Raw genomic sequence first — 19,187 nt, forward strand, 5'->3', positions numbered from 1 at the left:
AAGCCCGGCATTAGCCGGGCTTTTTTTGCACTGAGATTTAGCGGGCGCGGTAGGTGATGCGGCCCTTGCTCAGGTCATACGGCGTCAGTTCAACGCGGACCTTGTCGCCAGTCAGAATGCGGATGTAGTTCTTGCGCATCTTGCCGGAGATATGCGCGGTAACGACGTGCCCGTTTTCCAACTCCACACGGAACATGGTGTTGGGCAGGGTGTCGACGACAGTGCCTTCCATTTCGAAGCTGTCTTCTTTCGACATGCAGTAAAGCCCTCGGTGACCATAGAAAGTACCGGCGCTGACGGCCGGACAAAAACGGCGTGCATTGTGCACGAAAAGCACCATCGGCGCCAAGGGGTGACGCTCAGGTCAGGCGGCTCCAATGCTGATTGATCAGCAGCTCCAGCGGCCGGTACTGGGTTTTGTAGCTCATTTTGCGGCACTTCTTGATCCAGTACCCCAGATAAACTGCCGCCAGTCCCAATCGCCGGCACTCGGCAATTTCCCAGAGCACAGCAAAACGGCCAAGGCTGCGCCGCTCTTCAGCCGGATCGTAGAAGGTGTAGACCGCCGAAAGGCCGGTAGAGAGCTGATCAGCTACTGCTAGCGCCAGCAGTCGCCCCTCCAGGCGGAACTCGAAGAAATGACTGAAGGGCAGGTCGCGAACCAGAAAGGTGCTGAATTGCTCGCGGCTGGGCGGATACATGTCGCCATCGGCGTGGCGTTGTTCGATATAGCGCACATAGAGCGCGTAGTATTCCTCGCTGAAAGTGGGGCGTACGCGATGCACCTGCAGGTCTGCATTGCGGTGCCAGACCTTGCGCTGCTGGCGATTGGGGCAAAAGTCGGCGACCGGAATGCGCGCAGGTACGCAGGCGTTACAGCTCTGGCAGTGTGGGCGATACAGATGATCCCCGCTGCGGCGAAATCCCAGATCGGACAATTCCGCATACAGCTGCACATTCATCGGCTGGCTGGGGTCGAGAAATAGCGTGGTCGCCTGCTCATCGGGCAGGTAACTGCAGGAGTGTGGCTGCGTGGCATAGAACTTCAGGCGGGCCAGCTCGGTCATGATCACGCCTCGATAAACCTGCCGGTAAGTGTAAGCCAGTGCTACCAAGTCGCCTAGGCGATCCAGTCAGCGCTGTTGGGCAGCTCAACCAGTTTCGCCAGCTGCTCGGCAAAGGCCTGCCGCTCAATAGCCCTGGCGCCGAAGCTGCCGAGATGACGAGTCTGCATCTGGCAGTCGATCAGTCGGATGCCCCAGCGCTGCAGATCTGGCACCAGGTGAGCGAAAGCCACTTTCGAGGCATTGTCGGCATGACTGAACATCGACTCGCCAAAGAACACCTGGCCGATGCACAGACCATATAAGCCGCCAACCAGCTCTCCGGCCTGCCAGACCTCAACCGAGTGGGCATGGCCAAGACGATGCAGCTGCTGATAAGCCTGACGCATGGCATCGGTGATCCAGGTGCCATCGGCATAGCTGCGGGGGCCCGCACAGGCATCGATGACGCGGTCAAAGGCCTGGTCATAGCTGATCGTGAAGGCCTGGCGTCGCAGCACTTTGCCGAGAGTGCGGGAAATATGCAGCTCGTGAGGGAACAGGACGAAGCGTGGGTCGGGAGACCACCAGAGGATCGGTTGGCCTTGCTGATACCACGGATAACAGCCATGCCGGTAAGCCGCGAGAATGCGTTCAGGCCGTAAGTCGCCACCTGCCGCAAGCAAGCCGTCTGGCTCGCGCAGGGCGCGGCTCAGGGGAGGGAAGCTCAGGGAGTCTTTGCTCAGCCAGGTCAGCATGGCAGGGGAGAGGGCCGACAGAACGCCGGCCCGGTCAGATCAGAGGTCGTCGAGGTATTTTTCGACATCAAGCGCAGCCATGCAGCCGGCGCCGGCCGAAGTAATGGCCTGACGATAGATGTGATCGGCCACATCGCCGGCAGCAAACACACCGTCAATGCTGGTCGCGGTGGCGTTGCCTTCATTGCCGCCCTTGACCAGCAGATAGCCGTCACGCATCTCCAGCTGGCCCTGGAACAGCTCGGTATTCGGCTTGTGGCCGATGGCGATGAATACACCGGCCAGCTGCAGCTCGGAAGTGCTGCCGTCGAGCATGCTCTTGAGTCGCACGCCGGTCACCCCGGTGTTGTCGCCCAGTACTTCATCGAGGGTCTGGTTCCAGTGCAGGCGCACATTGCCGTTGGCCGCTTTCTCGAACAGCTTGTCCTGCAGGATCTTCTCCGAGCGCAGCTTGTCGCGGCGATGAATCAGATGCACTTCCTTGGCGATATTGGCCAGGTACAGGGCCTCTTCGACCGCGGTGTTGCCGCCACCGACCACGCACACGACCTGGTTGCGGTAGAAGAAACCGTCGCAGGTGGCGCAGGCCGAAACGCCCTTGCCGGCAAAGGCTTCTTCGGACGGCAGGCCGAGGTACTGGGCGCTGGCACCGGTGGCAATGATCAGGGCGTCGCAGGTGTAGGTGCCGCTGTCACCCTTGAGGGTGAAAGGCTTCTGCTGCAGTTCGGCGGTATGGATGTGGTCGTAGACGATTTCGGTGTCGAAACGCTCGGCGTGCTCCTGCATGCGCTGCATCAGGCCGGGACCGGTCAGGCCGTGAACATCGCCAGGCCAGTTGTCGACTTCCGTGGTGGTGGTCAATTGGCCGCCAGGCTGGATGCCGGTGATGACCACGGGCTTGAGGTTCGCGCGCGCGGCGTACACGGCAGCGGTATAGCCCGCAGGGCCGGAGCCGAGAATGATCAGGCGCGAATGCTTGACTTCACTCATAAAAACACCTCATAAGCCTTTGTCACATAAAGGAATGCATGCTCCAATGGAGCGTTGCGAAGAGAACTGGCGGCTATGCTACACCCAACCCGGACGGGGCGGCAAAAGCGCGAGGCGCACTTGCCATGGCAAGCGTCAGGTAAAACCGTACAATGGCCGCTTGCCTTGGCCCGCTGAGATGACACGCCCCGCGTGCAGGAAAGACCCGTTTTGAAGGACACCCGATCGCAAGCCCAATTGCCGCTCTGGCGCCAGCAGATCAAATCCCGCCTCAAGGAAGGGCTGCTCCTGGCGCTGTGCGCGCTGTGCCTGATTCTGTGGATGGCGCTGTTGACCTACGCGCCCTCCGATCCAGGCTGGACTCATACCAGTAACGTTACGCAGGTGCAGAATGCGGCCGGCCGGGTAGGCGCCTGGGCGGCGGACGTGCTGTTCATGATCCTCGGGTACTTCGCTTATCTGTTCCCGCTGCTGCTGGCGGCCAAGACCTGGCAGGTATTCCGTCATCGCCATCAGCCGATCGACTGGAGCGGCTGGCTGTTCTCCTGGCGCATGATCGGTCTGGTCTTTCTGGTGCTATCCGGCTCGGCGCTGGCCTACATCCATTTTCACGCGGGCAACAGCCTGCCAGCCTCCGCCGGTGGTGCGCTGGGTGAAAGCCTGGGGCAACTGGCGATCAGTGCCCTCAACGTGCAGGGCAGCACGCTGCTGTTCCTGGCCCTGTTCCTGTTCGGTCTCACGGTGTTCATTGACCTGTCCTGGTTCAAGGTGATGGATATCACCGGCAAGATCACCCTGGACCTGATCGAACTGATCCAGAACGCCATCGAGAACTGGTGGGCCGCCCGCCAGGAGCGCCAGCAGCTTAAGGTCAAGCTGCGCGAGGTCGACCTGCAGGTCGATGAGGTGGTTGCCCCGGTCAAGGTCGACAAGGTCGAGCGCGCCAAGGTCAAGGAACGGGTGATCGAGCGCGAGGAATCCCTGGCCAAATCCATCAGCGAGCGCGAAAAGCGTCCGGCGCCCGTGGTCATACCGCCTGCGGCTGAGCAGAAACCCGCAGCCCCCAGCCAGCGAGTGCTCAAGGAAAAGCAGGCGACGTTGTTTGTCGACAGTGCCGTAGAAGGCACCTTGCCGCCCATCTCCCTGCTTGACCCCGCCGAGAAGAAGCAGAAGAGCTACTCACCCGAATCGCTGGAGGCGATGTCGCGCCTGCTGGAGATCAAGCTCAAGGAGTTTGGTGTCGAAGTCACGGTCGAGTCGGTGCATCCGGGCCCGGTGATCACCCGTTTCGAGATTCAGCCTGCTGCCGGGGTCAAGGTCAGCCGTATCTCCAACCTGGCCAAGGACCTTGCCCGCTCGCTGGCCGTGATCAGCGTGCGGGTGGTCGAGGTGATTCCCGGCAAGACAACCGTCGGCATCGAGATTCCCAACGAGGACCGCGAAATCGTGCGTTTCTCGGAGGTGCTGTCGTCCCGCGAATACGATGAAGCCAAGTCGCCGGTCACCCTGGCACTGGGCCATGACATTGGCGGCAAGCCAGTGATCACCGATCTGGCGCGCATGCCTCACCTGTTGGTAGCCGGTACCACCGGTTCGGGTAAGTCGGTCGGCGTTAACGCCATGCTGCTGTCGATCCTGTTCAAGTCGACGCCGGAAGAGGCGCGACTGATCATGATCGACCCCAAAATGCTGGAACTGTCGATCTACGAGGGCATCCCGCACCTGCTGTGCCCGGTGGTAACGGACATGAAAGAGGCCGCCAATGCCCTGCGTTGGTCGGTGGCCGAGATGGAGCGCCGCTACAAGCTGATGTCCAAGCTTGGCGTGCGCAACCTGGCCGGCTTCAACCGCAAGGTGAAGGACGCTGCCGAAGCCGGCACACCGATCTACGACCCTCTGTTCAAGCGCGAAAATCAGGACGATCAGCCGGCCGAGCTGCAGCCGCTGCCGACCATCGTGGTCGTGGTCGACGAGTTTGCCGACATGATGATGATCGTCGGCAAAAAGGTCGAAGAGCTGATCGCCCGTATCGCGCAAAAGGCCCGAGCCGCCGGCATTCACCTGATCCTCGCCACCCAGCGCCCCTCGGTGGACGTGATCACCGGTCTGATCAAGGCCAACATTCCGACCCGCATGGCCTTCCAGGTATCGAGCAAGATCGACTCGCGCACCATTCTCGACCAGGGTGGCGCGGAGCAGCTGCTTGGGCATGGTGACATGCTCTACCTGCCCCCGGGCACGGGCCTGCCGATCCGCGTGCATGGTGCCTTTGTCTCCGATGATGAGGTGCACCGCGTGGTTGAGGCCTGGAAGCTGCGTGGTTCGCCGGACTACATCGAGGACATCCTCAATGGAGCCGACGAAGGCAGCGGTGGTTCCTTCGACACCACCGGCGGCGAGGGTGGTGAAGGCAGTGAAGAAGACCCGCTGTATGACGAGGCCGTGCGTTTTGTTACCGAAAGCCGCCGTGCGTCCATCTCCGCCGTGCAGCGCAAGCTGAAAATCGGCTACAACCGCGCCGCGCGAATGATCGAGTCGATGGAAATGGCCGGCGTAGTTACCTCGATGAACACCAACGGTTCGCGCGAGGTCATAGCCCCTGCGCCTATCCGTGATTAAGTTGCCGTGAGGAATTCGATGCGCCTGTTTCGCTTGTTCTGTATTGCCGCTCTGTCCTGTGCCAGCCTTCTGGCACAGGCCGACGAAACCGAATCCATTGCCCGCCTGACCAAACTGCTGACGCAGGCGCAGACCATCACCGGCAGCTTTTCCCAGCTAAGCCTCGATGGTTCGGGGGTCAACCTGCAGGAAACCACCGGCAAGATGGCCCTCAAGCGCCCCGGTCTGATGCGCTGGCATACCGACCCGCCCCTTGAGCAATTGCTGGTTTCCAATGGACAGAAAGTCTGGCTGTATGACCCGGACCTGGAGCAGGTGACCATCCAGAATCTGGATCAGCGCCTGAGCCAAACCCCGGCGCTGCTGCTCTCCGGTGACATCTCCAAGATCAGCGAGAGCTTTTCCATCACTCACAAGGAAGGCGGCAACATCGTCGACTTCTTCCTCAAGCCCAAAGCCAAGGACAGCCTGTTCGATACCCTGCGTCTGTCCTTCCGCGATGGCGTGATCAACGACATGCAGTTGCTCGACACCATCGGTCAGCGCACCAACATCCTGTTCCGCGAAGTGAAGATGAACCAGCCGCTGGATGCGGCGCAGTTCAACTTCGAAGTTCCGCCGGGCGCGGATGTGATCGAGGAATAACACTCGCCATGGACCTGTTCGGCCGCGCGCCCATCGCCCAGCCTTTGGCGGCGCGGCTGCGCGCCAGCAGCCTGGACGAGTATGTCGGCCAGGAGCACCTGCTGGCCCACGGCAAGCCGCTGCGCGAAGCGCTGGAGCAGGGCGCCCTGCACTCCATGATCTTCTGGGGGCCACCAGGTGTGGGCAAGACCACCCTGGCCAAGTTGCTGGCCCAGGTCTCAGATGCCCATTTCGAGACGATTTCCGCTGTGCTGTCCGGGGTCAAGGAGATCCGTCAGGCAGTGGAGATGGCCAGGCAGCAGGCCGCCCAGTATGGCCGCCGCACCATCCTCTTCGTCGATGAGGTACACCGCTTCAACAAGAGTCAGCAGGATGCCTTTCTGCCCTATGTCGAAGACGGCACGCTGATCTTTATCGGCGCCACCACCGAAAATCCCTCGTTCGAGCTGAACAATGCCTTGCTCTCTCGCGCCCGCGTCTATGTGCTGAAAAGCCTGGATGAGGCTGCGATGCGCAAACTGGTGGCGCGCGCACTGGGCGAGGAGAAGGGGCTGGGCAAGCGCCAGTTGCAGCTGTCCGAAGAGAGCTTCCAGATCCTTCTGGCCGCTGCCGATGGCGATGGCAGGCGTCTGCTCAATCTGCTGGAAAACGCTGCCGATCTGGCCGAAGACGGTGGCCAGCTGGGCGTTGATCTGCTGCAGAATATGCTGGGCGACAGCCGTCGGCGCTTCGACAAGGGCGGCGAGGCGTTCTACGACCAGATTTCCGCACTGCACAAATCGGTACGTGGGTCGAACCCGGACGCTGCCCTGTACTGGTACGCGCGCATGCTAGATGGCGGCTGCGACCCGCTCTACCTGGCCCGGCGCGTGGTGCGCATGGCCAGCGAGGATATTGGCAATGCTGATCCGCGTGCCCTGACACTGTGCCTCAATGCCTGGGATGTGCAGGAGCGTCTGGGCAGCCCCGAAGGCGAGCTGGCCGTGGCCCAGGCAGTGGTTTATCTCGCCTGCGCACCCAAGAGCAATGCGGTGTACATGGGCTTCAAGGCCGCCATGCGCGATGCCGCCGAGCACGGTTCGCTGGAGGTACCGCTGCACCTTCGCAATGCGCCGACCAGGCTGATGAAGGAGCTGGGTTACGGCGAGGAATACCGCTATGCCCATGACGAGCCGGATGCCTACGCCGCCGGCGAGGACTATTTCCCCGAGCAGCTCGAGCCGCGCCAGTATTACCAGCCTGTGCCGCGCGGCCTTGAATTGAAGATTCGTGACAAGCTTGAGCACCTGGCCAGGCTCGACCGGCAGAGCCCGCGGCAACGGAGAAAACCATGATCAAGGTAGCCATTGCTGTCGCGCTGGGCGGCGCCGCCGGTTCCCTGCTGCGCTTTCTGACCAGCACCTGGGTGGTGGCCAACTGGCCACGGCATTACTACCTGGCCACTCTGGCGGTCAATCTGATCGGTTGCCTGGCCATCGGTTTTCTCTCCGCCTGGTTTTTGCTTCGCAGCGATATTCCGCTGGTTCTGCGTACCGGCCTTACCGTCGGCGTGCTGGGTGGCCTGACCACCTTTTCCAGTTTCAGCCTGGAAGTGCTGCGCCTGCTGGAAAGCGGCCAGCATGGACTGGCCATCAGCTACCTGCTCGGCAGTGTGCTCGGTGGGCTGGGTGCCGCCTGGCTGGGCATGAGCCTGGCGCGGCTATAAACGCAAAAAAACTCGGCTTGACTGCGCAGACTCCGTAAACTGCGCAGCATCATGCTCCTTGCGGGCCCTAACTGACTGTTTTGTTTGAGAAGATCACCATGCTCGATTCCAAACTCGTACGTTCGCAGCTCCACGAAGTAGCGGAGCGTCTGGCTACCCGTGGCTTCCAGCTCGACGTGGCGCGTTTCGAAGCCCTCGAGGCTCAGCGCAAGACCGTGCAAACCCGCACCGAACAGCTGCAGAACGAGCGTAACACCCGCTCCAAGGCCATCGGTCAGGCCAAGGCCCGCGGTGAAGACATAGCCCCTCTGCTGGCCGAGGTGGATCAGATGGGTTCCGATCTGGAAGCCGGCAAGCGCGAACTGGAAAGCATCCAGGGCGATCTTGATGCGCTGCTGCTGAACATCCCCAACCTGCCGCACGAGTCGGTGCCGGTTGGCGAAGATGAAGACGGCAACGTCGAGGTGTCGCGCTGGGGGGCTCCACGCAGCTTCGATTTCGAGGTCAAGGACCACGTCGCTCTGGGTGAGCAGCATGGCTGGCTGGACTTCGAGACGGCCGCCAAGCTCTCCGGCGCCCGTTTTGCCCTGATGCGCGGGCCTATTGCCCGGCTGCACCGGGCACTGGCTCAGTTCATGATCAACCTGCACACCGCTGAACACGGCTATGAAGAGGCCTACACGCCTTATCTGGTCCAGGCTTCCGCCCTGCAGGGCACGGGGCAGCTGCCCAAGTTCGAGGAAGACCTGTTCAAGATCGGCCGGGAAGACCAGGCCGACCTGTACCTGATCCCGACTGCCGAAGTTTCACTGACCAATATCGTGGCCGGCGAGATTCTCGATGCCAAACAACTGCCGCTGAAGTTCGTGGCCCATACCCCATGCTTCCGCAGCGAGGCCGGCGCCTCGGGGCGCGATACCCGCGGCATGATCCGCCAGCATCAGTTCGACAAAGTCGAGATGGTGCAGATCGTCGAGCCGTCCAAGTCCTACGAAGCGCTGGAAAGTCTGACCGGCAACGCCGAGCGCGTTCTGCAGCTGCTTGAACTGCCGTATCGCAAGCTGGCGCTGTGCACCGGCGACATGGGCTTTGGCGCAACCAAGACCTATGACCTGGAAGTGTGGATTCCGAGCCAGGACAAATACCGCGAGATTTCCTCCTGCTCCAACTGTGGCGACTTCCAGGCGCGCCGCATGCAGGCGCGTTACCGCAACCCGGAAACCGGCAAGCCGGAGCTGGTGCACACTCTCAATGGCTCCGGCCTGGCGGTGGGCCGCACCCTGGTGGCGGTGCTGGAGAACTACCAGCAGGCCGACGGCAGCATCCGCGTGCCTGAAGTGCTGAAGCCCTATATGGCCGGGCTGGAAGTGATCGGCTAAGACAGGTCGCAGTACACAATGCGGGGTGGCGAAGGCCACCCCGTTTTTTTACCTCTGGTGAGATCGAGCCATGGATTTCCTGCCGCTGTTCCACAAACTCAAGGATCGTCTGGTGCTGGTTGTCGGCGGTGGCGAGGTTGCCTTGCGCAAGGCCCGTCTGCTCAGCGATGCCGGCGCCCGCCTGCGGGTAGTCACCCCCGAAGTGCGCGATGAGTTGCGCGAGATGGTGGAGCAGGGCTCCGGCGAGCTGCTGCTGCGTGGCTATCAGGCAAGTGATCTGCAGGGTGTCAGCCTGGTGATCGCCGCCACCGATGACGAACCGCTGAACGCTAGGATTTCAGAAGACTGCAAAGGGCTCGGCATCCCGGTCAACGTGGTCGATGCGCCGGCACTGTGCAGCGTGATCTTCCCGGCCATCGTCGACCGCTCGCCGCTGATCGTCGCCGTCACCAGCGGCGGCGACGCGCCGGTCCTGGCACGACTGATCCGCGCCAAGATCGAGACTTGGATACCGGCTACCTACGGGCAGCTGGCCGGTCTGGCGAAGAAGTTCCGCGCGCAGGTCAAAGGTCTGTTCCCCGATGTGCAGCAGCGCCGCGTGTTCTGGGAGGATGTTTTCCAGGGGCCGATCGCCGAAAGCGTGTTTGCCGGCAAACTGGCCGAGGGCGAGCGTCTGCTGCAGGAGAAGGTCAATGGCGCGGCGCCACGTGCGCTGGGCGAGGTGTATCTGGTGGGCGCAGGTCCGGGCGACCCTGATCTGCTGACCTTCCGTGCCCTGCGCCTGATGCAGCAGGCCGACGTGGTGCTCTATGACCGTCTGGTGGCGCCCGCCATCATCGAGCTGTGCCGCCGTGATGCCGAGCGTCTCTATGTCGGCAAGCGCCGTGCCGAGCATGCGGTGCCGCAGGAAGAGATCAACCGCCTGCTGGTCAAGCTGGCCAAAGAGGGTAAGCGGGTTCTGCGCCTCAAGGGTGGCGACCCGTTCATCTTTGGGCGCGGCGGTGAGGAGATCGAGGAGCTGGCCGCCGAAGGCATTCCTTTCCAGGTCGTCCCGGGTATTACCGCCGCCTCCGGCTGCGCCGCCTATGCCGGTATTCCGCTGACCCATCGCGACCACGCGCAGTCGGTGCGCTTTGTCACCGGGCACCGCAAGGACGGCAGTTTCGACCTGAACTGGGCGGATCTGGTCAGCCCGAGCCAGACCTTGGTGTTCTATATGGGCCTGACCGGTCTGGCGGACATCTGCCAGCAACTGATCGCCCATGGTCGCGCTTCCAACACACCGGCGGCCCTGATTCAGCAGGGCACGACCCAGCAGCAGCGTGTCTACAGCGGCACCCTGAGCAATCTGGCCGAACTGGTGGCCAGGCATGATGTGCACGCGCCGACACTGGTCATCGTTGGTGAAGTGGTCAGCCTGCGGGAAAAACTGGCCTGGTTCGAAGGCGCCCAGGCCTGCGTCTGATCAAGCCAGACGCTCAGCCCACAAGGCTTCGGCCCGCTGCAAGGCGCTTTCACGAGGCTCCCCAAGACCACGTAGCGCCAGAGCCATGGTTGCCACCACGGCCAGACGACCATAGTCATCAGCAACCTCGCCCCGCCAGAAGGCAGTCAGGTGCGCGGAGTCCAGCTGCGCAGGCTTGACGTGGCGCTGGGCCGACAGCGCCGGCCATTCTTCATCCCAGGCTTCGCCATTGCTGGTGCCGTAGAGGTGGGAGGCCGAATCCGGGTTGATCTCGATCTCACCGCCTTCACCCTTGATGACGATTGCGTGATCCCCCAGCAGGCGGCTGGCTTCGCGGTGCGGCTCCTGATAGCCGGGATGGAAGATGCTCTGCAGGCCGCAACGGGCGCCGAGAGGGTTGAGGATGCGTGCCAGCGAGTGAATGGGCGAGCGCAGGCCCAGGGTGTTGCGCAGATCAATCATGCGCTGCAGGCCGGGCATCCAGTCGCCCAGCGGCATGAAGGCCAGATGCTGGCTGTCCAGCGCCTGCTTAACGCTATTCCAGTCACGACACAGCGGAATATCCAGCTCCGCCAGCAACTGCTCGGCATACATCCGGCCGGCGGTATGGGCGCCGCCGCCATGCATGAAGATACGAACACCACCGGCCGCCAGAGCCTTGGCTGCCAGCAGATACCAGGGCAGGTGACGTTTCTTGCCCGCGTAGCTGGGCCAGTCGATATCCACCGAGATGCCATTTGCCGGCAAGCGTGCACGTACGGCCTCGGTAAAGCCGGCCAGTTCCTCGGCGCTTTCCTCCTTGTGCCGCAGCAGCATGAGAAAGGCGCCAAGCTGGGTATCCTCGGCCTGACCATCAAGCAGCATGCCCATGGCTTCACGGGCTTCCGCCCGGGTCAGATCGCGGGCGCCGCGCTTGCCTTTACCCAGAATGCGGACAAAAACGGCAAAGGGATGCTCAGGCGGAGTTTCAAGGATCATATGCAGTTCGTCGGCTTGGGGAGCCCGGCCAGCTTGGCTGCGAGCTTGGCGGGAGTGCCCTTGAACAGCTGATTGAGGCAGGCGCTGTTGCCTGTCTCGGGGCCGAGCTTGAGGGCGATGTATTTGACCAGCGGGCGAGTGGCCGGAGACAGCTGGAACTCGGCATAGAACTCACGCAGGGCATTGAGCACGGCCCAGTGCGTCGGTGTCAGTGCAAGGCCTTCTGCTTCGGCCAGCGCAATTGCCACGGACGGCGACCAGTCCGTTAGTTCACAGAGGTAGCCGTCCTGATCCAGGGCAATCCGCTGACCATCGACATGTAACTCAGTCATAGCCAGCTGTTGACCTTGACATAGTGCAGCGTCAGGGCGACAAACTGCGGATAATCGATGCATTGCACGCGCTCGGGCAGCTCCATGGCGCGCGCCTGAACATCTTCCTGCAGGGCATAGAGGCTGATGGAGGCTGGCATCAGTTCCAGGGCCTGGCTCATGCGTGTTCCGTGTTGCAGGGCATACACCGCATCGCCACACAGCAGCAGGCCATCATCGCCGCTCAGCAGACGCAGGCAACTGGCCAGACGGCTGTCGGCAAAGGGCGAATGCGCAAGGATATGCAGGGTACTCATCAGATCGTCATCACCTGGTCGAAGCGGCCAAGCAGGGCGCGCAGTGCCTCGTCATCCAGAACCTTCACCGGCAAACCCAGCTGACTCGCCACAAGGCCGCGTTCGTCTAGGCTACGCTGGCTGGCATAAAGTTCTTCCACACCAAACAGCGGCAGTGCCTGCAGGTTGGCGGCCAGATCTTTCTGTTGCAGCAGCGCAGCCTGTTGATCCTTGCGCAGCTGGAAGACGCCGTCATCGAGAAACAGCAGCGCCAGCGGCAGATCGAAAGCTCCGCCTGCCAGGGCAATATCCAGCGCCTCACGTGCGCCGGGGCCAGACCACGGCGCCTGACGGCTGATCAGCAAGAGTGACTGAGCCATCAGTTGCCTCCAAAACAGATCAGACGATCGCACTGCTGGATCGCCTCGTGCAGCTGACCGAGGCCGGACAGCGCCCAGGGCGCCCCGATGCTGGCTGCCGAACGCTGGTAGCGCTGAGCCTCTTCGCTGTTAAGCTCGCCGCGACGCAGGGCGGCAGCAATGCATACCACCGCATCCAGCTGGTGCTGCTCGACAAACTCGCGCCATTGCCGCGCGGTATCGAGCTCATCCTGTGGGCTGACCACCGTGCTGGACGCGCTGTAGACACCGTCCTGATAGAAGAACAGGCGCACTATCTCGTGACCGCCAGCCAGCGTGGCCTCGGCAAAGCGCAGGGCACGGCGGGCAGCCGGGGAGTGGGCAGGGGCGTGCAGGGCGATGGCAAATTTCATCAGCGTCACTGGCAATCCATGAAGCCGCGCATGATAACGCCGTTTGGCGGCAAACAGGCATGAAAAAGCCCGCCGAAGCGGGCTTCTCCAGAGACTGGTTGATCAGTCGTCGCTGCCCATGATGCCGAAGAGCTGCAGCAGGCTGACAAACAGGTTGTAGATGGACACATACAGGCTGATAGTCGCCATGATGTAGTTGCGCTCACCGCCGTGGATGATCTCGCTGGTCTGGTAGAGGATCGCCGCGGAGGAGAACAGCACGAAGCCGGCGCTGATCGCCAGTTGCAGGCCGCTGATCTGGAAGAAGATGCTTACCAGGGTAGCGCCCAGCAGGACGAAGAAACCGGCGGTAAGGAAGCCGCTGAGGAAGCTCATGTCCTTGCGGGTAGTCAGCACATAAGCCGACAGGCCGCAGAACACCAGCGCGGTCATGGCAAAGGCCGCCGTGATCACCTCGCCACCATTGGCCATGCCCAGGTAGCGGTTGAGGATCGGGCCGAGCGTGTAGCCCATGAAGCCAGTCAGGGCAAAGGTCGACAGCAGACCCCAGGCCGAGTTGCGCAGCTTGACGGTGAGGAAGAACAGACCGTAGAAACCGATCAGAACGACGAAAATGTTCGGATAGGCTGCGTTCATCTGCTGCGCCATGTAGGCGACCAGGCCGCTGAAGCCGAGGGTCATGGCCAGCAGGCCATAGGTGTTGCGCAGTACGGAGCTGACCTGCGTCTGCTCACCCTGAAGTTGCTCGATGGAATAGGGTTGTTGTTGCATGACATCACTCCCAGTGATTGGACAGTCCCTGACCAGGGTTTGAGGCGAGCATAGCAAATCCACTGCGGCAACCAACCACAGGTATTTATCAGGTTGTTGCAGTGCAGCGCACTTTCTTCCTGTTGCTGATGAAATGCCGGCAAATCAACTATTTGAAAGGCGAAAAGGTTGCGGTAGTATTGCCGCCCGCATACGCCGGAAGCGTGGCAGAGCGGTTGAATGCAACGGTCTTGAAAACCGTCGAAGGGGAAACTCTTCCGTGAGTTCGAATCTCACCGCTTCCGCCATATTTGCTCTGCCTGCGCGCTGCGCAGGTGAGCCAGAGCCACAGGCAGCAGCCCGTCTGGCATTCCGAACAAGACCGCTCAATGGATGGCGGCTCGCGTTTAGGCGAGGTGATGTGTGATTCGTGTTCTGGTGGTCGATGACCACGATCTGGTTCGCACAGGCATTACCCGCATGCTGGCCGATATCAGCGGCCTGCAAGTGGTCGGTGAAGCCGAAACGGGCGAGGAAGCCCTGAAAAAGGTTCGCGAACTCAAGCCAGACGTCGTCCTCATGGACGTCAAGATGCCCGGCATCGGCGGCCTTGAGGCTACCCGCAAGCTGCAGCACAGCCATCCCGATACCAAAGTCGTTGCTGTCACCGTGTGCGAGGATGATCCGTTCCCCACGCGCCTGATGCAGGCGGGTGCCGCCGGCTATCTGACCAAGGGCGCCGCTCTAGAGGAAATGGTTCAGGCCATTCGCCAGGTTTTTGCCGGGCAGCGCTATATCAGCCCGCAGATTGCCCAGCAGATGGCCCTCAAGTCGTTCCAGCCGAAAGCCAGCGAGTCGCCGTTCGAACTGTTGTCCGAGCGGGAGATCCAGATCGCTCTGATGATCGTCAGCTGCCAGAAGGTGCAGGACATTTCCGACAAGCTGTGCCTGTCGCCCAAAACGGTCAACACCTACCGTTACCGCATCTTCGAAAAACTGGACATCACCAGCGACGTCGAATTGGCCTTGCTGGCCGTGCGGCATGGCATGGTCGATGCCGGCGCCTGAAGCCAGCCCGGCATTCGACGCCTCGGCCTTCCTCGCTCACTGCAGCAGCCATCCCGGCGTCTACCGCATGCAGGATGGCGAAGGCCGTCTGCTATATGTCGGCAAAGCCAAGAACCTGAAAAAGCGTCTTGCCAGCTATTTCCGCAAGACCGGCCTGGCACCCAAGACCGCGGCACTGGTCGCGCGCATCGCCCAGATCGACACCACCATCACCGCCAATGAAACCGAAGCCCTGCTGCTCGAGCAGACGCTGATCAAGGAATGGCGGCCGCCGTACAACATCCTGCTGCGCGACGACAAATCCTACCCTTATGTCTTGCTCGGGGAGGGCGACTTTCCGCAACTGGGTATTCATCGCGGCGCAAAGAAGGCCAAGGGGCGTTACTTCGGGCCATACCCCAGCGCCGGAGCCATCCGTGAGAGCCTCAATCTGCTGCAGAAAACCTTTCAGGTCCGGCAGTGTGAGGACAGCTATTACAAGAACCGCACGCGACCGTGCCTGCAGTACCAGATCAAGCGCTGCAAGGCGCCCTGTGTCGGTCTGGTAGAACCTGCGGAATATGCCGAGGACGTGCGCCTCTCTGTACTGTTCCTGGAGGGACGCAGCAATCAGCTAACTGACGAGCTGAGCCGCAATATGGAACAGGCGGCCATGACCCTGGATTTCGAACGCGCAGCCGAATTGCGCGATCAGATCGCGCTGCTGCGCCGCGTGCAGGATCAGCAGAGCATGGAAGGCGGCAGTGGCGACGTCGACATTATCGCTGCGGTGGTCAACCCGGGCGGTGCCTGCGTTCATCTGCTCAGCGTACGTGGTGGCCGCGTGCTGGGCAGCAAGAACTTCTACCCGCAGGTCGCCATCGAGGAGGAGGGCGGCGATGTGCTGATGGCCTTCCTTGCCCAGTATTACCTGGGCAGCCAAGAACGTGAGGTACCCAGCGAGCTGATCGTCAACGTGCAGCATGAAGACCTGCCGACCCTGGCCGGCGCTATTGCCAGCCAGCGCGGGCGCCAGCCTGAAATCAGTGTGCGGGTACGCGGCACCCGAGCCAAGTGGCAGCAATTGGCCCTGACCAATGCCGAGCAGGCCCTCGGCGCCCGCCTGGCTAACCGTCAGCATCTGGCAGCGCGCTTTGAGGCACTGGCCGATGCACTGGATTTCGCCGAACCCTTGCAGCGTCTGGAGTGTTTCGACATCAGCCACTCCAGCGGTGAGGCCACCGTTGCCTCTTGCGTGGTATTCGGCCCCGAAGGCCCGCTCAAGTCGGATTACCGTCGCTACAACATCGAAGGCATTACCGGTGGCGACGACTATGCAGCCATGCACCAGGCCCTGACGCGACGCTTCAGCAAGGTCAAGGACGGCGAGGGCAAGCGCCCTGACATCCTGCTGATTGACGGGGGTAAAGGCCAGCTGGCCATGGCTCAGGCTGTCATGCAGGAGCTAGGCCTCACCGATCAGGTGCTGCTTGGCGTGGCCAAAGGGGTGACGCGCAAGCCCGGGCTGGAAACCCTCTACCTCAATGATGCCGAGCACGAATTCACCCTGCCGGCCGATTCCCCGGCCCTGCACCTGATCCAGCAGGTGCGCGATGAGGCGCACCGATTTGCCATCACCGGCCATCGTGCGCGCCGCGGCAAGGCCCGGCGCACCTCAAGTCTGGAAGATGTGCCCGGCATAGGCCCCAAGCGTCGGCGCGACCTGCTCAAGCATTTCGGCGGGTTGCAGGAGCTGGGTCGCGCCAGTATTGATGAGATCGCCAAAGCGCCGGGTATTAGCAAAAAGCTCGCCGAGTCGATTTATGCGGTGCTGCACAGCGAGTAGAATCGCGCCACTTCCTGTTGCGAACAGACTGATGACCAATATTCCGAACCTGCTGACCCTGCTGCGCGTGCTGCTCATCCCGGTCTTCATCCTGTTGTTCTATCTCCCCTTTGCGTGGAGCTACCTCGCCGCCAGTGCGGTGTTTGCCGTCGCCAGCCTGACCGACTGGCTGGATGGCTACCTTGCGCGGCGCTGGGAGCAGAGCACGCCATTTGGTGCATTCCTTGACCCGGTGGCAGATAAGCTGATGGTGGCTGTCGCCCTGGTGATGCTGGTAGAGGAGCACGCCAGCTTCTGGTTGACCCTGCCTGCGGTGATTATCATCGGCCGCGAGATAGTGGTTTCCGCGCTGCGTGAATGGATGGCCGAACTGGGCGCACGTGCTCAGGTGGCGGTATCCAATCTGGGCAAATGGAAGACCACCGCACAGATGGTCGCGCTGGTCATTCTGATTGCCAATCCGCCGCAACTCTCGGTTTATGTAGTGCTGGGTTACCTGCTGCTGATCGTAGCGGCGGTGCTCACACTGTGGTCCATGGCGCAGTATCTGCTGGCTGCCTGGCCACACCTCAGCACCGAAGTCGAAAAAAAATAAACTTTTTGAATCAAGGGGTTGACGAGCGTTTTTAAAACGCTAGAATGGCCCCCGTCAGCACGACAACGCGGGAATAGCTCAGTTGGTAGAGCACGACCTTGCCAAGGTCGGGGTCGCGAGTTCGAGTCTCGTTTCCCGCTCCAAATTTTACGGGCCGTAATACGGCCCGTTTGCATAATGGCTGAGTAGCAGAGTGGTTATGCACCGGATTGCAAATCCGTGAACGCCGGTTCGATTCCGACCTCAGCCTCCATATGAAAAGCCCCGTAGATTTCAGATGTACGGGGCTTTTTGTTTGTCCTAACGGAACTGCCTGCACGCCTTGCAGGCTTCCGAATGGACTTATATAGTCCCGGCCAGCCACGGCTTTGGCCGGGAAGCGCTACCGCCCCGATGGCGAAATCGGTAGACGCAGGAGACTTAAAATCTCTCGACCTCACGGTCATGCCGGTTCGAGTCCGGCTCGGGGCACCACCTTCAGCAACTTTTTGCGCAACGCTTGCACAAGTCCTAACTTCGCGTGAATCTGGCGGGACTTCAGCCTGCGAGACATGTCATGCGCACATCTGCCGTTTTCCTCATCTGCAGCACAGTCTTTGCTCCGTTCGTAGTGTCCCAGGCCGAGACACGAAACATGCAGCCGATCGAGCGGGTGTACGTCAGCCCCGGGGCTTCAGGCAGCATTGAGTCCTCGAGCAGTCAGCAGCGCTATGACGTGTACAACGGCACGCGGGTGCCCAGCGACGTCAGCAATACCCAGGTATATCGCTACGGCAGCGAGCAGACCCAGACCAGCGGAGGCTTGCGGCAGAGCACCGAGTATCCCGATGGCCGGGTAATTGAGCAGACACCGGGACAGCGCACGGATGTGCAGCAGGGCTATCGCCCCTAGTGTTCAGCGCACAAAGTTGCTGGTTTACTACGCGCCGTTCTCAACCCTCCATCAATGACAAGGACTGCCTGAATGGCCGGAACCAGCCTGCTTGCTCTACTCGATGATATTGCCAGCGTACTCGACGATGTGTCGGTGATGACCAAAGTAGCCGCCAAGAAGACGGCGGGCGTACTGGGTGATGACCTGGCGCTCAATGCCCAGCAGGTCACCGGCGTGAAAGCCGATCGTGAACTGCCCGTGGTCTGGGCAGTGGCCAAGGGCTCGCTGCGCAACAAGCTGATTCTCGTACCGGCGGCGTTGCTCATCAGTGCTGTTGCACCCTGGCTGATTACCCCGTTGTTGATGCTGGGCGGGGCTTTCCTCTGTTTCGAAGGGTTCGAGAAGCTGGCGCACAAGTTTCTTCACAGCGCAGCTGAAACCGAGCAGGCGCATGCCGATGAAATAGCTGCCCTGCAGAACGAGAACATCGACCTGTTGGCCTTCGAACAGGACAAGATCAAAGGCGCCATCCGTACTGACTTTGTCCTCTCGGCGGAGATCATCGCCATTACCCTCGGAGTTGTCGCCGCCAGCAGCTTTGGCCAGCAACTCGCGGTCTTGTCTGGCATTGCGTTGCTGATGACCGTCGGGGTTTACGGTTTTGTTGCCGGCATCGTCAAACTCGATGACGCCGGCCTGCATCTGCTGCAGCAACCCTCTGCCTTCAGCCAACGTATAGGCCGCGGCATACTGGCCTTTGCCCCCTGGCTGATGAAGGCTCTGTCGGTGGTCGGCACGGCGGCGATGTTCCTGGTCGGTGGAGGCATCCTCAGTCATGGCTGGCCTTGGGCTCATCATGCGATCCAGGCGGCCACTCAGAGCCTTTCCAGTCTTGGCAGCGTCGGGCCTGCGCTGGCAGTCGTTACACCAACGCTGCTGGATGGCCTGCTGGGCATTGCCGCCGGTGCTGTCTGTCTGCTGCTGGTCAGCCTGAGCAGCAAACTGTGGCAACAGCTGCGGCCAAGCGCATAAGCACTGTCATCGGCCCGTCGCTCACCTGTCACTCGCCTGCCACGTAGCTGCGCTGCAATCGCCTTCAGCACAAGATGAGGGG

General features: G+C 61.5%; 21 protein-coding genes and 4 tRNA genes. 15 read left to right on the forward strand and 10 right to left on the reverse strand.

The genetic code is table 11. The features are described from left to right. Positions 1-37: 37 nt before the first annotated feature. The 4 genes from infA to trxB form a co-directional block, all read right to left on the reverse strand. Entirely contained in the window at positions 38-256 is a 219-nt protein-coding gene (infA, locus tag CK486_RS13010) for a translation initiation factor IF-1 (protein ID WP_002553999.1), read from the reverse strand. A gap of 103 nt (positions 257-359) precedes the next feature. Further along, entirely contained in the window at positions 360-1,067 is a 708-nt protein-coding gene (locus tag CK486_RS13015) for an arginyltransferase (protein ID WP_095940746.1), read from the reverse strand. A 53-nt stretch (positions 1,068-1,120) separates the two neighbouring features. Next, positions 1,121-1,801, reverse strand: a complete 681-nt coding sequence (gene aat / locus CK486_RS13020) for a leucyl/phenylalanyl-tRNA--protein transferase (protein WP_095940747.1) — start codon at positions 1,799-1,801, stop codon at positions 1,121-1,123. A gap of 39 nt (positions 1,802-1,840) precedes the next feature. Continuing rightward, positions 1,841-2,791 carry a thioredoxin-disulfide reductase gene (trxB, locus tag CK486_RS13025; RefSeq protein WP_095940748.1) on the reverse strand — a complete coding sequence of 317 codons (951 nt, stop codon included), beginning with the start codon at positions 2,789-2,791 and terminating at the stop codon, positions 1,841-1,843. A gap of 210 nt (positions 2,792-3,001) precedes the next feature. Here trxB and ftsK point away from each other — a divergent pair, with 210 nt between their 5' ends. The 6 genes from ftsK (at position 3,002) to cysG (ending at position 10,604) form a co-directional block, all read left to right on the forward strand. Further along, positions 3,002-5,410, forward strand: coding sequence for a DNA translocase FtsK (gene ftsK / locus CK486_RS13030; protein ID WP_095940749.1), 2,409 nt, complete (start codon positions 3,002-3,004; stop codon positions 5,408-5,410). Positions 5,411-5,428: 18 nt separating this feature from the next. Further along, entirely contained in the window at positions 5,429-6,055 is a 627-nt protein-coding gene (gene lolA, locus CK486_RS13035) for an outer membrane lipoprotein chaperone LolA (protein WP_095940750.1), read from the forward strand. 8 nt (positions 6,056-6,063) lie between these two features. Then, on the forward strand, positions 6,064-7,389 hold the full coding sequence (locus CK486_RS13040) for a replication-associated recombination protein A (RefSeq protein ID WP_095940751.1): 1,326 nt from the start codon (positions 6,064-6,066) through the stop codon (positions 7,387-7,389). Continuing rightward, on the forward strand, positions 7,386-7,760 hold the full coding sequence (gene crcB, locus CK486_RS13045) for a fluoride efflux transporter CrcB (RefSeq protein ID WP_095940752.1): 375 nt from the start codon (positions 7,386-7,388) through the stop codon (positions 7,758-7,760). Before CK486_RS13040 ends, crcB begins: the two co-directional genes overlap by 4 nt. A gap of 98 nt (positions 7,761-7,858) precedes the next feature. Beyond that, complete coding sequence (serS, locus tag CK486_RS13050; RefSeq protein WP_095940753.1) at positions 7,859-9,139, forward strand: serine--tRNA ligase; 1,281 nt, start codon at positions 7,859-7,861, stop codon at positions 9,137-9,139. Between the two features lie 70 nt (positions 9,140-9,209). Beyond that, positions 9,210-10,604: a siroheme synthase CysG gene (gene cysG, locus CK486_RS13055; protein WP_095940754.1), complete on the forward strand. Its 1,395-nt coding sequence runs from the start codon at positions 9,210-9,212 to the stop codon at positions 10,602-10,604. Here the strand turns inward: cysG and CK486_RS13060 are convergent, their stop codons facing one another. The 6 genes from CK486_RS13060 to CK486_RS13085 all read right to left on the reverse strand — a co-directional run bounded on the left by CK486_RS13060 (position 10,605) and on the right by CK486_RS13085 (position 13,732). Beyond that, positions 10,605-11,582 carry a glycosyl transferase family protein gene (locus CK486_RS13060; RefSeq protein ID WP_095940755.1) on the reverse strand — a complete coding sequence of 326 codons (978 nt, stop codon included), beginning with the start codon at positions 11,580-11,582 and terminating at the stop codon, positions 10,605-10,607. Beyond that, positions 11,579-11,914 (reverse strand): TusE/DsrC/DsvC family sulfur relay protein, encoded by a 336-nt coding sequence (locus CK486_RS13065; protein WP_095940756.1) that lies wholly within the window; start codon positions 11,912-11,914, stop codon positions 11,579-11,581. Before CK486_RS13065 ends, CK486_RS13060 begins: the two co-directional genes overlap by 4 nt. After that, a complete protein-coding gene (gene tusB / locus CK486_RS13070; protein ID WP_095940757.1) occupies positions 11,911-12,210 on the reverse strand; it encodes a sulfurtransferase complex subunit TusB in 300 nt (99 codons plus the stop codon). Before tusB ends, CK486_RS13065 begins: the two co-directional genes overlap by 4 nt. Then, positions 12,210-12,569, reverse strand: a complete 360-nt coding sequence (tusC, locus tag CK486_RS13075; protein WP_095940758.1) for a sulfurtransferase complex subunit TusC — start codon at positions 12,567-12,569, stop codon at positions 12,210-12,212. The genes tusB and tusC overlap by 1 nt, the downstream gene beginning before the upstream one ends. Beyond that, the gene (gene tusD, locus CK486_RS13080) at positions 12,569-12,961 is read right to left on the reverse strand and encodes a sulfurtransferase complex subunit TusD (RefSeq protein ID WP_095940867.1); all 393 of its coding nucleotides are present in this window, start codon (positions 12,959-12,961) and stop codon (positions 12,569-12,571) included. The genes tusC and tusD overlap by 1 nt, the downstream gene beginning before the upstream one ends. Before the next feature lie 102 nt (positions 12,962-13,063). Further along, entirely contained in the window at positions 13,064-13,732 is a 669-nt protein-coding gene (locus CK486_RS13085; protein WP_095940759.1) for a Bax inhibitor-1/YccA family protein, read from the reverse strand. A gap of 197 nt (positions 13,733-13,929) precedes the next feature. On the opposite strand from CK486_RS13085, the gene CK486_RS13090 reads away from it, so the two are divergent. From CK486_RS13090 to CK486_RS13130, 9 genes are all read left to right on the forward strand, one after another. Beyond that, a tRNA-Ser gene (locus tag CK486_RS13090) sits at positions 13,930-14,019 on the forward strand. Positions 14,020-14,134: 115 nt separating this feature from the next. Beyond that, positions 14,135-14,779 carry a UvrY/SirA/GacA family response regulator transcription factor gene (gene uvrY, locus CK486_RS13095; protein ID WP_095940760.1) on the forward strand — a complete coding sequence of 215 codons (645 nt, stop codon included), beginning with the start codon at positions 14,135-14,137 and terminating at the stop codon, positions 14,777-14,779. Next, the gene (uvrC, locus tag CK486_RS13100) at positions 14,766-16,604 is read left to right on the forward strand and encodes an excinuclease ABC subunit UvrC (protein ID WP_095940761.1); all 1,839 of its coding nucleotides are present in this window, start codon (positions 14,766-14,768) and stop codon (positions 16,602-16,604) included. Before uvrY ends, uvrC begins: the two co-directional genes overlap by 14 nt. A 31-nt stretch (positions 16,605-16,635) precedes the next feature. Next, positions 16,636-17,199 (forward strand): CDP-diacylglycerol--glycerol-3-phosphate 3-phosphatidyltransferase, encoded by a 564-nt coding sequence (gene pgsA / locus CK486_RS13105; protein ID WP_095940762.1) that lies wholly within the window; start codon positions 16,636-16,638, stop codon positions 17,197-17,199. A 67-nt stretch (positions 17,200-17,266) separates the two neighbouring features. Beyond that, a tRNA-Gly gene (locus CK486_RS13110) sits at positions 17,267-17,342 on the forward strand. Between the two features lie 36 nt (positions 17,343-17,378). Beyond that, positions 17,379-17,452: transfer RNA gene (locus CK486_RS13115), tRNA-Cys, on the forward strand. Between the two features lie 134 nt (positions 17,453-17,586). Next, a tRNA-Leu gene (locus tag CK486_RS13120) sits at positions 17,587-17,673 on the forward strand. Positions 17,674-17,755: 82 nt separating this feature from the next. Further along, a complete protein-coding gene (locus CK486_RS13125) occupies positions 17,756-18,091 on the forward strand; it encodes a hypothetical protein (RefSeq protein WP_141248909.1) in 336 nt (111 codons plus the stop codon). 72 nt (positions 18,092-18,163) lie between these two features. Beyond that, complete coding sequence (locus CK486_RS13130; RefSeq protein ID WP_095940764.1) at positions 18,164-19,105, forward strand: DUF808 domain-containing protein; 942 nt, start codon at positions 18,164-18,166, stop codon at positions 19,103-19,105. The last annotated feature ends 82 nt before the right edge of the window (positions 19,106-19,187 follow it).

It is taken from the genome of Pseudomonas sp. HAR-UPW-AIA-41, assembly GCF_002304225.1.
Classification (GTDB): Bacteria; Pseudomonadota; Gammaproteobacteria; order Pseudomonadales; family Pseudomonadaceae; genus Aquipseudomonas.

Bases quoted from the DNA above. Each gene is read 5' to 3' on its own strand.
- infA (WP_002553999.1), bottom strand. From the start codon at position 256: ATGTCGAAAGAAGACAGCTTCGAAATGGAAGGCACTGTCGTCGACACC.
- CK486_RS13015 (WP_095940746.1), bottom strand. From the start codon at position 1,067: ATGACCGAGCTGGCCCGCCTGAAGTTCTATGCCACGCAGCCACACTCC.
- aat (WP_095940747.1), bottom strand. From the start codon at position 1,801: ATGCTGACCTGGCTGAGCAAAGACTCCCTGAGCTTCCCTCCCCTGAGC.
- trxB (WP_095940748.1), bottom strand. From the start codon at position 2,791: ATGAGTGAAGTCAAGCATTCGCGCCTGATCATTCTCGGCTCCGGCCCT.
- lolA (WP_095940750.1), top strand. From the start codon at position 5,429: ATGCGCCTGTTTCGCTTGTTCTGTATTGCCGCTCTGTCCTGTGCCAGC.
- CK486_RS13040 (WP_095940751.1), top strand. From the start codon at position 6,064: ATGGACCTGTTCGGCCGCGCGCCCATCGCCCAGCCTTTGGCGGCGCGG.
- crcB (WP_095940752.1), top strand. From the start codon at position 7,386: ATGATCAAGGTAGCCATTGCTGTCGCGCTGGGCGGCGCCGCCGGTTCC.
- serS (WP_095940753.1), top strand. From the start codon at position 7,859: ATGCTCGATTCCAAACTCGTACGTTCGCAGCTCCACGAAGTAGCGGAG.
- cysG (WP_095940754.1), top strand. From the start codon at position 9,210: ATGGATTTCCTGCCGCTGTTCCACAAACTCAAGGATCGTCTGGTGCTG.
- CK486_RS13060 (WP_095940755.1), bottom strand. From the start codon at position 11,582: ATGATCCTTGAAACTCCGCCTGAGCATCCCTTTGCCGTTTTTGTCCGC.
- CK486_RS13065 (WP_095940756.1), bottom strand. From the start codon at position 11,914: ATGACTGAGTTACATGTCGATGGTCAGCGGATTGCCCTGGATCAGGAC.
- tusB (WP_095940757.1), bottom strand. From the start codon at position 12,210: ATGAGTACCCTGCATATCCTTGCGCATTCGCCCTTTGCCGACAGCCGT.
- tusC (WP_095940758.1), bottom strand. From the start codon at position 12,569: ATGGCTCAGTCACTCTTGCTGATCAGCCGTCAGGCGCCGTGGTCTGGC.
- tusD (WP_095940867.1), bottom strand. From the start codon at position 12,961: ATGAAATTTGCCATCGCCCTGCACGCCCCTGCCCACTCCCCGGCTGCC.
- CK486_RS13085 (WP_095940759.1), bottom strand. From the start codon at position 13,732: ATGCAACAACAACCCTATTCCATCGAGCAACTTCAGGGTGAGCAGACG.
- uvrC (WP_095940761.1), top strand. From the start codon at position 14,766: ATGCCGGCGCCTGAAGCCAGCCCGGCATTCGACGCCTCGGCCTTCCTC.
- pgsA (WP_095940762.1), top strand. From the start codon at position 16,636: ATGACCAATATTCCGAACCTGCTGACCCTGCTGCGCGTGCTGCTCATC.
- CK486_RS13125 (WP_141248909.1), top strand. From the start codon at position 17,756: ATGCGCACATCTGCCGTTTTCCTCATCTGCAGCACAGTCTTTGCTCCG.
- CK486_RS13130 (WP_095940764.1), top strand. From the start codon at position 18,164: ATGGCCGGAACCAGCCTGCTTGCTCTACTCGATGATATTGCCAGCGTA.